The following is a 13122-nucleotide window of genomic DNA, read 5'->3' as shown; positions in this document are numbered from 1 at the left end:
CCGCGCGGGCGGCGGTCGCCGACCTGTTCAACGTGGACCCGGCCGGCGTCGTGCTGGGGGCCGACCGGGCGATCTTGCTCTCGGCGCTGGCTGAGGCGTCGTCGTCTCGGGCCGGACTGGGCTACGAGGTGATCGTCAGCCGCCTGGACGACGAAGCGAACATCGCCCCGTGGCTGCGCGCGGCGCACCGCTATGGCGCCAAGGTGAAGTGGGCCGAGATCGACATCGAGACCGGCGAGCTGCCGACCTGGCAGTGGGAGGGCCTGATCGGGAAGTCGACCAGGCTGGTGGCCGTCGCCTCCGCGTCCGCCGCGCTGGGCACCGTCACCGACCTGCGGGCGATGACCAAGCTGGTGCACGACGTCGGCGGGCTGGTGGTGGTCGATCATTCCGCCGCTGCGCCGTACCGGTTGCTCGACGTGAAGGAGACCGACGCCGACGTGGTCGCGGTGAACGCCCTGGCGTGGGGCGGCCCGCCGATCGGCGCGGTGGTGTTCCGTGACCCGGCGCTGCTGAGTTCGTTCGGCTCCATCTCCACCGATCCGAAGGCCACTGGCGCGGCGCGGCTCGAGATCGGCGCGCACCAGTTCGGTCTGCTGGCCGGGGTGGTCGCCAGCATCGAGTATCTGGCGGCGCTCGACGAGTCCGCCCGCGGCAGCCGGCGCGAGCGTCTGTCGGTGTCGATGCAATCGGCCGGCTTGTACATGAACCGGATCTTCGATTACCTCATGGTGGCGCTGCGCTCGCTGCCGCTGGTCATGGTGATCGGCCGTCCGGAGGTGCGGATACCGGTGGTCAGCTTCGCCCTGAACGGCGTGCCCGCCGAGCGGGTGGTGCAGCGGCTGGCGGACAACGGGATTCTGGCCGTCACGTGCGAGAACTCCCGCGCGCTCGACGTGTTGGGCGTCAACGACATCGGCGGCGCCGTCACCATCGGGCTGGCGCACTACTCGACGACGGCCGAGGTCGACCAGCTGGTGCGCGCCCTGGCGTCCCTCGGCTAGCCTCGCTTCCCTCCCGGGTTTTCCTGCCGGGCTCGCGAGTGCGGCTACGGCTTTCCGTGTGCGCTCATGGCGCGAATTCCGCGGAAACGGCGCCCTCACAGCACACTCGAAGCCCTCAACGCACGCTCGACGGGCCGGGCTGGGTACCGCGACCGCCGGCTAGACCGTGAGCACGACCTTCCCGGTCACCTTGCTCGCGGTCAGCTGTTGATGTGCCTCCCCGGCCTGCTGGATGGGCAGGCGGGCGCCGATGATCGGGCGGACGCGGCCCTCGGCGATCATCGGCCACACCGACCCGATCACCGCCTGCACGATCTCCGTCTTGCTGTTGGGTCCGGTGACCGGCCGGGCGCGCAGCGTGGTGCCGATGACCCGGGCACGCTTCATCAACAGCTTGCCGATATTGAGCTCGCCCTTGATGCCACCCTGCATGCCGATGATGACCAGCTGCCCGTCGGTGGCCAGGGCGTCGATGTTGCGGTCCAGGTAGGCGGCGCCCATGATGTCGAAAATCACGTCGGCGCCGCCGCTTTCCCGGAGCCGCTCGACGAAGTCCTCGTCGCGGTAGTTGATCGTGATCTCGGCGCCCAGCTCGCGGCAGAATTCGAGCTTCTCCGCCGAACCGGCCGTGACGGCCACCCGCGCGCCCAGCGCGCGAGCGACCTGGATCGCGTGGGTCCCGATGCCGCTGGCGCCGCCGTGCATCAGCAGCAGCTGGCCCTTGCCCAAATGGGCCGTCAGCACCAGGTTCGACCACACCGTGCAGGCCACCTCCGGCAGCCCCGCGGCGTCGATGAGGTCGACACGAGAGGGAATCGGCATCACCTGACCGGCGGGCACGGCGACGTACTCGGCGTATCCGCCGCCGGCCAGCAGCGCGCAAACCTCTTGTCCCGCAGACCAATCAGTGACGCCCTCGCCGGCTTCGGCGACGACGCCGGACACCTCCATGCCGATGATTTCGCTGGCCCCCGGCGGGGGCGGATACTTGCCCGCCGCCTGCAGCACGTCCGCCCGGTTCACGCCGGCCGCGGCGACCTTGATCAGCACCTCGCCGGGCCCGGCGGACACGTCGGGCACCTCTTGCCAGGAGAGCTCATCGGGGGATTCGGCGACGATTGCGCGCATGGTGGCCACGCTACCGAGTCCCGCTACCCTTATCTGCGGTGGCGTGGCAGAGCGGCCTAATGCACTCGCCTTGAAAGCGAGAGACGGCTAACACCGTCCGGGGGTTCAAATCCCTCCGCCACCGCGCATGTCAGTCGTGGGCTAATGCAGCGTCGGCGCGTAGCGAAGCAGGGCACCGACACCGTTGGCCGGGGCGATCCGCTCATCGGTGCGCACCAGCGCCGCGCCGACGGAGATCGCGAACACCGGCAGGGCCTCGTCGGCGCGCAGCGTCTTCGCCGGGGCCGCACCCTGTTCGGACAGCACGTTTTCGTTGGGGGCCACTGTCGTCAGGTCCGCGTCGGCGACGACGGTGGCGTCACCGATGTCACCGACGATCAACGTGTCGACCGCGCCCTGGCGCAGGGCCGAGCAGACCGCGTCCAGCCCCTCGGCGGCCAGCCCGGACTGCCGGCCCACCTCGGCGGTGAAACGCTCGGCGGCAGCGTCGATCACGTCCAGATGCCGCCGCAGGCACGCGGCTTCGATGGCCCGCTGCAACTCGTCGGCGTCATGGCCGCTGTGGCGCGCGCCGACCTGCAACTGCTCGGCGTGCCGGCTGATCCGCTCGGGCAGTTCGGCGAGCAGGTCCGACTGCGAGCTGACCTCGCCGACGATCAGGACGAGGTCGAGGTTCGCCGCGTCGACGAGTTCCCCGATCCGGTCGGCCACCGCGCGCATGTTCTTGCGGGCGGCCTCGTCGGTGCGCAGCTGAGGATCCCCGTAACCGGCGGTTTCCGCCCCGCTCGCGTGGTGGACGGGGAACCCGCCACCGTCGACGGTCTCGGAGCGTAGCGCGCCGCCGACCTTGCGGGTGATGTCGGCGCCCGTGTGGTCGACCTCCACCAACAGATAGTCGGGTTGATGGAAGCCGTGCTCGACAATCGGCATGACGTAAGGCAATTCGGAGACCCGCACGATCTGCTGCGACGGTGGCCGCAGCAGGTGTTCGTTCAGCAGCACGCCGTCGGCGCCGGCCACAACGGCGCGGCCGCTGCGCCCGATCGGCGGCCGCAGGTCCATCACCGCGCGCCCGATCTCGTCGACCACCTCCTCGGCGGCGCCCCGCGTTTCGAGGTCCTCCTTCAACGCCCGCCACTTGAGCTCGAGCTGAGCCTCGGCGTCGTGGGTGTCATGCGAGTCGTCGAAGTAGACCGATGCGAACGGCCCTGAGGCGTCGAGCAACTTGCGGAAGCGGTCAGAGTCCATGCCTTGCCGGGTGCCCCGCCGATCGGGCGGCAAACACTAGTAGCTGCGATCGCCTTCGCTGTTGTCGAAGAAGCGCCACTCGCCGTCGGCCTCGACCTCCATGCGCCAGCCGAGTTCGTTGCCCTCGACTGCCTCGTCGGCGAACCAGGCGTGCGCTTTGTCGGCGCTTTCGATGTCCTTGGTCGCGACGACGTCGCCCTTGGGGTTGAGCACTCGGTAGGTAGCCATTCGGGCAGTGTTCCCACCCGGGGGCGCCCTCAATCGGTGGGGATTTCGGCGGTGATCGTGTCCAGCAAGGCGGTGTAGCGCTTCGCTTCCGGGTCACGTCCGGGTTTGCCGCTGCTGACGACGCCGGCCGCCAGACCCCGCGCCGGGTCGGCCCAGATCGCGATGTTGACCAGCCCGAGATTGCCGAATGCGTTGGGGGCGTTGCGGCCGAACGGTCCCCAACGGTCGGTCCCGAGGATGAAGCCGGTGCCCCACCGGGCGGGCTGCAGCCCCACCGCGAAATCCGGTCGCAGCCGCCGGCATTGCTTGATGGCGCCGTACATCGTCTCGGGGCTGATCACCCGGACCCCGTCGAGATTGCCTCCGCGACGCCAGATTTCGGCGAACCGCGACATTTCGTGCGCGGTCGAGACGGTGTTGGACGATGGGATGATGGTGGTGAGGAACAACGGCGTGTTCGTGATCGGAATCATCTCGTGCACGGTTCCGCCGATCGCCTTGCGGAAGATCTGGGCGACCACCGGCGGCAACGGACGCCCGGTCGCGTGACTCGGCGCGACCAACGGCAGGTCTTCCTGGGAGACGCCGAAGTTGGTCCAGCGAAAACCGAGCGGGTCGAGAATCTCGGTGGCGAGGATCTCGCGAATCTCCTTGCCGGTAGCCGCAAAAACGAGCTCGCGCACCAGCGGGCCCCAGGTCAGCGCGTGATAGATGTGCACCAGGCCCGGCCGGTACAGCGGGCGCAGCTCGCCCAGCTTCTGCTGCGCGTACTCGTGGTCGTCGGCCCGTTTGACGTCGGGTTTGGCGCCGGTGGGGAACGGCAGCCCCGCGCTGTGCGTCATGACGTGCCGGATGGTGATGCGGTCCTTGCCGTGACTGGTGAACGTGGGGATGTAGTCGCACACCCGGTCGTCGAGGGAGAAGACACCGCGCTCCACGAGCATGTGGATCACGGTCGCCGCCATCCCCTTGGCCGCCGAGTACACGCAGAACGGCGTGTCGGGTGTCACGGGGATCTTTTCGGCGTCGGGCGGGTCGCTCGGGGCATTGCCCCAGCCGTGGCCGATCGCGCGGTTGAGCACGACGCGTCCGTGCCGGCGGATGCACAGCTGGATGGCGGGGTGAAGGCCGCCCTGGTACCAGTGCCGGGCGGCCGCCCAGATGCGGTCGACGGCGACGCTGTCGATTTCGGAGTGGTCTTCCTCGCCGATCGCCGTCACGGCGTCCAAGTCAGCCGGGAGGCGGATCTTGCCGTCAGGTGTCGTCACCCCAGCGAGGGTACGTGCCTCACTCGCCCGTGAACTGCGGCGGCCGCTTCTCGAATGTCGCCGCGATGCCCTCGGTCAGGTCCTTCGAGGGCAGGAAGGCGGCGTTCCAGGCGGCGACGTAGCGCAGGCTCTCCGAGACTGCGGCGACGCGCTGCTGATCGAGAACGTCCTTGACGCCGTGGACGGTCAGCGGCGGGTTGGCCGCGATTTCCGCGGCGGTGGCGTGCGCCGCGGCCAGGGTCGCCTCGGGGTCGTCGTACACGTCGTTGACCAGGCCGATCTTCTCGGCCCGGGCTGCGTCGATGTCCTTACCGGTCAGCGCGAGTTCGCGCAGATGCCCGTCGCTCAGGATGTAGGGGAGGCGGGCCAGGCTGCCGACGTCGGCGACGATGGCCAGCTTGACCTCGCGCACCGAGAACTTGGCGTCGGCGCTCGCGTAGCGGATGTCGACCGCGGAGATCAGGTCGACCCCACCGCCGATGCACCAGCCGTGCACCGAAGCGATGGTCGGGGTGCGGCAATCCGCGACCGCGGTGATCGCGCCCTGCATCCGCTTGACCTCGCGATGGAAGACCGTTCGCGGGCCGGCCAGCGCGTCCCCGGACAGCAGCGGGGTGAACGAGCCGCCCATCGCGGGCACGTCCAAGCCGTAGCTGAAGTTCTTGCCCGAACCGGTCAGCACGATCGCGCGCACCTCGGGGTCGGCGTCGAGCGCCGCGAACAGCTCCGGCATCTCGGACCAGAACGCCGGGCCCATCGCGTTGCCCTTGCCCGGCCCGATCAGCGTCACCTGCGCGACGTTGTCTTTCGTCTCCACCGTGACGGATTCGTATGCTTGCGCCATATCGAGACCGTAGCGTGGCAAATATGGCTCCTGATTTGCGGCCCGGCCCCGATTCCCCGCCCACCGACGAACTGCACAGCGCCGAGGACACGTTGGGGGTGCTGCAGCGGGTGTTGCACACGATCGCGGCCGACGACCTGAGCCGCCAGACGCCGTGCGCGGAGTTCGACGTCGCGCGGCTGACCGGTCATCTGCTGGGCTCGATCACGGCGCTGGGCGGCATGGTCGACGCGGAGATTCCCGACCGCGACGAAAGCGATTCCGTGGAAGGGCAGGTGGTCACCGCGGCCCGGCCGGCGCTGGACGCCTGGCACCGTCACGGCCTGGACGGGACGGTCCCGTTCGGCAAGGGCGAGATGCTCGCCAAGAACGCGTGTGCCGTCTTGTCGATCGAATTCCTGGTCCACGCCTGGGATTACGCCGTCGCCGTGGGACACGAGATCAACGCGCCCGAGCCGTTGTCCGAGTATGTCTTGGGGCTGGCGCGCGAGGTCATCAAGCCGGAGTTCCGCGGTGGCGCCGGGTTCGACGACCCGGTCGACGTGCCCGAGGATGCGGGCGCGCTCGAGCAGTTGGTCGCGTTCACCGGCCGCAACCCGGCCCGTTGACTCCTGGCTTGTGGGCCCCAATATGCGGCCAGGGCGGCCCCTCGCGGCGTGTCGCCGCCCTAGACGCACGCTCGAAGCCGTGAGCGCACACGGGCTGCGAATGTGCGGCCAGCCGCAAACTCGAAGGCCGAGCCGTTAGACCCGTTCGAGGTAGAAGTAGTAATACCGGCCGTTGTCGCGGACGCCCTTGCCGTTCATGATGCCCATCACGGCGTCGTCGTCGATCTTCTTGAAGTGGTCGTGCACGGGCTGGCCGTCGTAAACCATGGTCGCGGTGACCTCACCGCGGAACTCTTCGAGCCACAGGCTGGCCTCGCCTTTGCCCATCTCCACGTTCGAGAACTTGTTGCCGTCGGCGTCGAGGCAGACGAGCGGCTGAACGTCGCGGGCCGACTTGAACGTCTTGCCGAACCAGCCGGCCTTCTCCAGCTGGCCGTTCATCCTGTGACCGGTGCGGAACTCGCCGCCCTTCCACTCGCCCAGCATCCCGTCGATCGTCGCCGGCTCGAGGCCGGCCCAGAAGTCGTCGAGCTCGGTGTCGGGAATCTCGCCGCCGCGCTCCTTGAACTCGGTGAACAGTTTGCGCGCCAAGTCCAATGGACCACTCCTTACGGTTCGATGCGGGAAATCCACTCGCAGGCGAAGTGCAACAGGACGTCATTCTCCTCCACCGCGCCGATGGTGACGCGCACCCCCTCGCCCGCGAACGGCCGCACCACCAGGCGCGCGTCGGCGGCCTGCTCGGTGAAGTCCGCGGTCCGGGCGCCCAGCGGCAGCCAGACGAAGTTGGCCTGCGACGTCGGCAGCGTGAACCCGGCGTCGCGCAGCGCCGCGCTGACGCGGGTGCGCTCGGCGACCAGCGCGTCGGTGCGGGCCGCCAGTTCGCCGGCTGCCTCCAGCGAGGCGATCGCGGCCGCCTGTCCGACGTTGGTCACGGCGAACGGCATGACGACCTTGTCCAGCGCGGTGATCAGGTCGGGGTGGCCGACCGCGTACCCGACGCGCAGGCCCGCCAGCCCGTAGGCCTTCGAAAACGTCCGCAGCACAACGACATTGCTGCGGGACAGGGCCAGCTCCAAGCTATTGGGCAGCATGCCGTCGCGGATGTATTCGACGTAGGCCTCGTCGATGGCGATCAGGATGTGCGGGGGCACAGCCTCGACGAAGCGGGCCAGGTCGCCGGGGTCGACGACCGTCGATGTCGGATTGTTCGGGTTGCACACGAAGATCAGCCGGGTGCGGTCGGTGATCGCGGCGAGCATCACGTCGAGGTCGTGGGTGTGGTCGGTCAGCGGCACCTTGACCGCCGTCGCACCGGACACCTGAACGATCGGCAGGTAGCACTCGAAGCTGCGCCAGCCCATCATCACCTCGTCGCCGGCGGCGGCGGTGATTTGCACCAGCTGCTGGCACAGGGTGACCGAACCGCTGCCGACCGCAATGTGCTCGGGCGCGACGTCGGATCCCAGGTGCATGGCCAACGCGGCCTTGAGGTCCACACAGGCGTTGTCCGGGTAGCGGTTGACGACGGCAACCGCGCGCTCGATCGCCGCGTGCACGCTGGGCAGCGGGCCGTGCACGGTCTCGTTGCTGGCCAGTTTGATGGAGCCGGGCACGTTCTTGCCGGGCACATAGACTGGCAGTCCGGCCAGTTCGGGACGCAAGCGAGCAGTCACTTCGACAGTTTATGTCGCAAATGTGTACGCTATGGCCGGTTCCGCGAGACCGGGAAGGGGTCGGGTACCCTCAAACAGTCCAAGGGAGGCGTGCCAGAGCGGCCGAATGGGGCTCACTGCTAATGAGTTGTCCCCCTCAAAGGGGACCGGAGGTTCAAATCCTCTCGCCTCCGCCAAGGAACACGACGCAAGACAATTGAAGACTGGCGCCCGTAGCTCAACGGATAGAGCATCTGACTACGGATCAGAAGGTTAGGGGTTCGAATCCCTTCGGGCGCGCTCTTGAAACATCGGTTCGGCTGCCTCATCTGCTTAAGTCGACGGTGTGACGTCCTACGTGCGCCTTGTCCGCGACACCGTCGCGGTGCGGCTCCTAATCGCGGTGCTCGCCGGAACGGCGGTCGCCGTCGCGATCGGTGAGGCCGTCGGGTGGAGGTTCGCCCTCCTCGGCTGGGTGGTCGCCGCAGCGGTTTACGTCGCGTGGAGCTGGCTGATCATCGCCCCGATGGATGCCGAACGCACGGCTCGGCATGCCACCCGCGAGGATGCGACGCGGTTGCTGGCAGACGTGGTCGTCGTCTCCGCGAGCCTGGGAAGTCTCGGAGGGGTCGGATACGTCGTCGCCGCGGGCACGCATTCGGGCGGCGAGTCCCTCGCGGCGGCCGGCGTCGGCGTGCTGGCCGTGGCGGCGTCGTGGTTCGCCGTGCACACGCTCTTCACCGCGCATTACGCGCGCCTCTACTACTCAGACGAGGTGGGCGGCATCGATTTTCACGACGCACACCCGCCGCGCTACCTCGACTTCGCCTACGTCGCGTTCACGGTCGGCATGACCTTTCAGGTTTCCGACACCGAGATCAACGCCTCTCGGGTGCGGGTAACCGTCTTGCGCCATGCGCTGCTGTCGTACCTCTTCGGCGCGGTAATCCTGGCGGTCACCATCAACCTGGTCGCCGGGTTGAGCGCCAAACTATGACGAGGGCTCGCCGCTAGCGCCCGCCGAACGGACCCCCGAAGGGGCCGCGGCGCGGCGGTACGGTCACGGTCTGCGTGACGGTGCTGGTCTCGGTGCTCGGCGACACCGTGACCGTGCTCGGCGGCTCCGTCGTCGTGGGCGTGGGGGTGTCGGTGCTCGGTGGCGGCGCCGTCTCGGTGACGGTCTCGGTCGGCGCGCCACCGCCGCCACCTCCGCCACCGCCGTGGTGCCGGGGCGGCTCTGTCGTCGTGGTGGGCACGGTGGTGGACGGAATGGTGGTCGTCGTGGTCGTGGTCGTGGTCGTCGTCGCGGGGCTGTGCGCGGGCGAACCGCCGACCAGCTTGACCACTGCGAACGCCACCAGCGCCAGCACGATCACCCCGATCGCGCCCGCCGCTACCAGCGCCGCCGGACGGCGATACCACGGCGTCGGCGGCTCGGGCTCGGGCGCCGGCTCGTCGTAATACCCGCCATACCGCGCGGCCTGGGTGGGCTCGGAGTAGTAGTCGGGTTCCTCGGGATAGGGCGGCACGAAGGGTGATGTTAGTGGATTAGCGCTCACCCTCGATGAGGCCCAGCGCGCGCTCGAACAGGTGGACCGTGGCGGCGTGCAACTGGTCGCCGACCTCTTTTTCGGCCTTGCCCGCGCAGGCCCGCGCGAGCGTCCCCTCGATGACGATGCCCAGCTTGAAGCAGGCCAGCACGGTGTACCAGGTGATATGCGACAGGTCGCGGGTGGTGTTGGCCGCGTAGCGCTCGAACAGCTCGCCGGTGCTGGCCAACCCGCCCTGGCCGCCCAGGGCGTGGCTGAACACGCTGGACCCATCGGGCTGGCGCCACGTGGCCAGCAGCCAGCCCAGGTCCAGCAGCGGGTCGCCGATCGTGCACATCTCCCAGTCGACGATCGCCACCACGTCCGGCCCGGTGTTGGAGAACATCACGTTGGCGGCGTGGTAGTCGCCGTGCATGATGCCCGGCGTCCAGGTGGTCGGCCGGTGGCGTTCCAGCCAGCCGGCAACGTCGTCGATCCCGGGGATGTCGGGCCCCGGATAGCCGTCGTACTCGCTGTAGGAGTCCAGCTCGGAAAGCCAGCGCGGCACCTGCCGTTCGAGGAAGCCCTCTGGCTTGCCGAAATCGGCCAGGCCCACCGCGACGTGATCGACGGCGCCCAACCGGGCCAGCGCATCGGCCATCGAGAGGCCCATGCCGTGGCGTACGGCCGGATCGCCCGCATGCAGGGGTGGCAGTCCTTCGCCGGCGTTGAAGCCGTCGACCGGGTCCATCAGGTAGAAGACGGCATCACCCAGCACGCCGGTGTCCTCGCAGGCGGCGATCAGGTGCGGGTGCGGGACATCGGAACCGGCCAGCGCGGCAAGCACTTTCGTCTCCCGCAGGATCACGCTGTTGCTGCGCGGACGCAGGTGGCGCGGCCCGCGCCGCAGCACGTAAGGGCGCCCGGCCCGGGTGAACCGCAGCATGACGTTCTGCGTGCCGCCGGTGACGGGGGAGACGTCCTCCAACGGGCCCTCGCCGAGTCCCTGTTCGGACATCCACGCCGCTACGGCGTCCAGGCTCACGCCATCCACGCGCGGCCCTTACCGATCGGGGCGAACACTTCCGTCATGCCAGCGCTCCTCTGCGACCCTGTGGGGCGTCTGGGAAAAAGCCTAGGTGACCGTTTGCAAGCGGCTTCGGGCGGCGCGGGCTGGAACAATAGTGTGCGCAACTAACTGACTCCCCCTTGGAAGGGAACTGGCGATGCCGCGTACCGACAACGATTCCTGGGACATCACCCAAAGCGTGGGAGCCACCGCGCTGGGCGTCGCCGCGGCGCGGGCCGCCGAGACCGAGAGCGCAGACCCGCTCATCGACGACCCGTTCGCGCGCGTGTTCGTGGACGCCGCGGGCGAGGGAATGTGGAGCATCTACGCCGATCCCAAGCTATTGGCAAAGGCCGTTGAACTCGAGCCGGAGGTGCGCTCGCGCATCCAGCTGATGATCGACTTCATGGCCACGCGGACAGCGTTTTTCGACGAGTTCTTCCTGGGCGCGGCCGACTCCGGTGTGCGGCAGGTGGTGATTTTGGCCGCCGGCCTGGATGCCCGCACCTGGCGGTTGCCCTGGCCCGACGGCACCGTCGTCTACGAGCTGGACCAGCCCAAGGTCCTGGAATTCAAGTCCAACACCCTGCGCGAGCACGGGGCCGAGCCGAATGCGCGGCTGGTGAACGTGCCGATCGATCTGCGGCAGGACTGGCCGAAGGCGCTGCAGGAAGCGGGCTTTGACCCGTCGAGGCCGGCCGCGTGGTCGGCCGAGGGCCTCGTGCGCTACCTGCCGGCGCAGGCCCAGGACCTGTTGTTCGAGCGCATTCATGCGTTGAGTGCGGCCGGAAGCTGGCTGGCCTCCAACGTCCCGGCTGCCGGTTTCACCGACCCCGAGGTCGTCCGGCGTCAGCGCGAGGACATGCAGCGAATGCGGGCCGCGGCCGCCAAACTGGTGGACTCCGAGATCACCGACTTCGACGACCTCTGGTACGCCGAAGAGCGCACCCCGGTCGATGGGTGGCTGCGCGAGCACGGCTGGGAGGTCAGCACCGCGACGTTCGCCGAGTTGATGGCCCGCTATAACCGGAGCATTCCGCACGACGCAGAGGCCACGATGCCGCCCACGCTCTACGTTTCCGCGCAGCGGCGCTGATCGTCAGGGCGCTCGACCGCTGAATCGCTCACGCCCGCAAGGCCGCTACGCTCGCCGGTGTGGTTGACCGACCCGCACGAGTGGGCGACGTGCACGAGATCGCCGGATCGATGCCGCACGTCCAGCGCCTGGAGGGGCCGAAGGGCAACGCCATCTATCAGGTCGGCGGCAAGTCATTCGTGTTCTTCCGGACGCCGCAGCCCGACGCCACCGATCCGGACACCGGTGAGCGCTATGCCGACGTGATCATGCTCTGGGTGGAGTCGGAGAGCGACAAGCTGGCGCTGACCCAGGATCCCGATTCCCCGTTCTTCACCACCGACCATTTCGACGGGCATCCGTCGGTGCTGGTGCGGGCTGCCCGATTGCCGGAAATTGGCAAGACGGAACTGGCCGAGCTGATCCAGGATGCGTGGCTTTCCCGCGCGTCGAAGAGGCGGGCCTCGGCATGGCTCGCCGGGCGTTAGTGCGGCGGGCTCCGCTGGCGCACCGCCGAATTCGCCCACGCGGAATGTTTAGACACAAGTCGAATGGGTAACTATCGTCCACGAGAAATTTTTCTCGACCACATTGGAGGTCACCATGCGTGGCAGCGGAATCATCGGCACGATTGCCCTGGTATGGCTGCTCATCGGGGTTTTTGCGGCATGGCAACGCGATTACTTCAAGGGTGACTCAACCAGTTGTGTCACGGCGGGAAACATCGCGTTGACCGTCATCGCGGGGCCTTTGAATTACGGGGGCGTCAACCCGAAAGTCAAGGACTGCCATGTTCCGCAGCCCAGTTCAATGCCTGCTGTCCTAGTGCCCCTTACCTAAAGGAGTCGTCATGATTGTCCTCGGCGTAATCCTGCTTATTCTCGGCTTTGTATTCAGCATCCCATTGCTGTGGGAGATCGGCGTCGTCGTGCTCGTCATCGGCGCAGTGTTGTGGATCATGGGCTCGATTGGCCGCCCGGTCGCCGGCCGGCGCTACTGGTATTAGCCACTTCGCCGGGAAACGGGATCGCGCGACTGCCGAGCAGTCGCGCGATCCCGTTCACAGGGCACACAAAGCTAGGCCATAGCGGCGGCTCAGCGCGGTGCGCATACTGGAACCTGTGACTCAGCCGCGAGCCTCCGTCGAGCGGGTCGTTATGTGTCGTGCCGATGGCAATCCGATCAATGTGTTGGTCGTGGACGACGAGTCGGTGCTGGCCGAGATGGTCTCGATGGCGTTGCGCTACGAGGGCTGGAACATCGCGACGGCCGGCGACGGGGCATCGGCTATCGCCGCCGCCCGTGCCCAGCGCCCGGACGTGGTCGTGCTCGATGTGATGCTTCCCGACATGAGCGGGCTCGACGTCCTACACAAGCTGCGCGAGGAAAACCCCCAGCTGCCGGTGTTGCTGTTGACGGCCAAGGACGCCGTGGAGGACCGCATCGCGGGGTTGACCGCCGGCGGC

Annotated in this window: 17 protein-coding genes and 3 tRNA genes; 11 read left to right on the top strand and 9 right to left on the bottom strand. The window is 68.2% G+C overall.

The genetic code is table 11. The features are described from left to right. Positions 1-1004, top strand: a 1004-nt coding sequence (locus A9X05_RS04840; RefSeq protein WP_067779606.1) for a cysteine desulfurase-like protein, incomplete at its 5' end; no start/stop codon positions are given. Positions 1005-1163: 159 nt separating this feature from the next. On the opposite strand, the gene A9X05_RS04835 is transcribed toward A9X05_RS04840, so the two are convergent. Beyond that, entirely contained in the window at positions 1164-2132 is a 969-nt protein-coding gene (locus A9X05_RS04835; RefSeq protein WP_067779609.1) for an NAD(P)H-quinone oxidoreductase, read from the bottom strand. Between the two features lie 37 nt (positions 2133-2169). On the opposite strand from A9X05_RS04835, the gene A9X05_RS04830 reads away from it, so the two are divergent. Next, a tRNA-Ser gene (locus A9X05_RS04830) sits at positions 2170-2256 on the top strand. A 17-nt stretch (positions 2257-2273) separates the two neighbouring features. Here the strand turns inward: A9X05_RS04830 and A9X05_RS04825 are convergent. From A9X05_RS04825 to A9X05_RS04810, 4 genes are read right to left on the bottom strand one after another with little or no spacing between them, the layout of a single operon-like run. Beyond that, complete coding sequence (locus A9X05_RS04825; RefSeq protein ID WP_067779603.1) at positions 2274-3380, bottom strand: hypothetical protein; 1107 nt, start codon at positions 3378-3380, stop codon at positions 2274-2276. 36 nt (positions 3381-3416) lie between these two features. After that, positions 3417-3608 (bottom strand): hypothetical protein, encoded by a 192-nt coding sequence (locus A9X05_RS04820; protein WP_067760639.1) that lies wholly within the window; start codon positions 3606-3608, stop codon positions 3417-3419. A 29-nt stretch (positions 3609-3637) separates the two neighbouring features. Next, complete coding sequence (gene lipE / locus A9X05_RS04815) at positions 3638-4876, bottom strand: lipase LipE (protein ID WP_067760641.1); 1239 nt, start codon at positions 4874-4876, stop codon at positions 3638-3640. Positions 4877-4895: 19 nt separating this feature from the next. Then, positions 4896-5720, bottom strand: coding sequence for a crotonase/enoyl-CoA hydratase family protein (locus tag A9X05_RS04810; protein WP_067779600.1), 825 nt, complete (start codon positions 5718-5720; stop codon positions 4896-4898). 23 nt (positions 5721-5743) lie between these two features. Between A9X05_RS04810 and A9X05_RS04805 the strand changes: the two genes are divergently transcribed. Further along, complete coding sequence (locus tag A9X05_RS04805) at positions 5744-6328, top strand: TIGR03086 family metal-binding protein (RefSeq protein WP_197498931.1); 585 nt, start codon at positions 5744-5746, stop codon at positions 6326-6328. A gap of 135 nt (positions 6329-6463) precedes the next feature. Here the strand turns inward: A9X05_RS04805 and A9X05_RS04800 are convergent, their stop codons facing one another. After that, positions 6464-6925: a DUF4334 domain-containing protein gene (locus A9X05_RS04800; protein ID WP_067760648.1), complete on the bottom strand. Its 462-nt coding sequence runs from the start codon at positions 6923-6925 to the stop codon at positions 6464-6466. A gap of 11 nt (positions 6926-6936) precedes the next feature. Further along, the gene (locus A9X05_RS04795) at positions 6937-8004 is read right to left on the bottom strand and encodes a pyridoxal phosphate-dependent aminotransferase (protein ID WP_067779594.1); all 1068 of its coding nucleotides are present in this window, start codon (positions 8002-8004) and stop codon (positions 6937-6939) included. 84 nt (positions 8005-8088) lie between these two features. On the opposite strand from A9X05_RS04795, the gene A9X05_RS04790 reads away from it, so the two are divergent. The 3 genes from A9X05_RS04790 (at position 8089) to A9X05_RS04780 (ending at position 8980) form a co-directional block, all read left to right on the top strand. After that, a tRNA-Ser gene (locus A9X05_RS04790) sits at positions 8089-8180 on the top strand. 30 nt (positions 8181-8210) lie between these two features. Further along, positions 8211-8283 (top strand) — tRNA-Arg (locus tag A9X05_RS04785). A gap of 46 nt (positions 8284-8329) precedes the next feature. Further along, entirely contained in the window at positions 8330-8980 is a 651-nt protein-coding gene (locus tag A9X05_RS04780; RefSeq protein WP_067760652.1) for a DUF1345 domain-containing protein, read from the top strand. Positions 8981-8993: 13 nt separating this feature from the next. On the opposite strand, the gene A9X05_RS04775 is transcribed toward A9X05_RS04780, so the two are convergent. Both A9X05_RS04775 and A9X05_RS04770 read right to left on the bottom strand, forming a co-directional pair. After that, entirely contained in the window at positions 8994-9512 is a 519-nt protein-coding gene (locus A9X05_RS04775) for a hypothetical protein (protein ID WP_067760654.1), read from the bottom strand. 19 nt (positions 9513-9531) lie between these two features. Beyond that, positions 9532-10530, bottom strand: coding sequence for a phosphotransferase family protein (locus tag A9X05_RS04770; protein ID WP_231972880.1), 999 nt, complete (start codon positions 10528-10530; stop codon positions 9532-9534). Between the two features lie 208 nt (positions 10531-10738). On the opposite strand from A9X05_RS04770, the gene A9X05_RS04765 reads away from it, so the two are divergent. From A9X05_RS04765 to A9X05_RS04750, 5 genes are all read left to right on the top strand, one after another. After that, positions 10739-11677 (top strand): class I SAM-dependent methyltransferase, encoded by a 939-nt coding sequence (locus A9X05_RS04765; protein ID WP_067779592.1) that lies wholly within the window; start codon positions 10739-10741, stop codon positions 11675-11677. A gap of 59 nt (positions 11678-11736) precedes the next feature. Next, positions 11737-12144 (top strand): MmcQ/YjbR family DNA-binding protein, encoded by a 408-nt coding sequence (locus A9X05_RS04760; RefSeq protein WP_067760661.1) that lies wholly within the window; start codon positions 11737-11739, stop codon positions 12142-12144. 103 nt (positions 12145-12247) lie between these two features. Further along, positions 12248-12496 (top strand): hypothetical protein, encoded by a 249-nt coding sequence (locus A9X05_RS04755; RefSeq protein WP_067779589.1) that lies wholly within the window; start codon positions 12248-12250, stop codon positions 12494-12496. A gap of 10 nt (positions 12497-12506) precedes the next feature. Beyond that, a complete protein-coding gene (locus A9X05_RS31520; protein ID WP_197498930.1) occupies positions 12507-12662 on the top strand; it encodes a DUF6131 family protein in 156 nt (51 codons plus the stop codon). 151 nt (positions 12663-12813) lie between these two features. After that, the coding region (locus A9X05_RS04750; protein ID WP_156736466.1) for a response regulator at positions 12814-13122 on the top strand (309 nt) is incomplete at its 3' end.

The sequence above is a fragment of the Mycobacterium sp. E3298 genome (assembly GCF_001666895.1).
Lineage (GTDB): Bacteria > Actinomycetota > Actinomycetes > Mycobacteriales > Mycobacteriaceae > Mycobacterium.
Note: the sequence above shows the minus strand (reverse complement) of the source record. Positions and strands in the feature narration are given on the sequence as shown.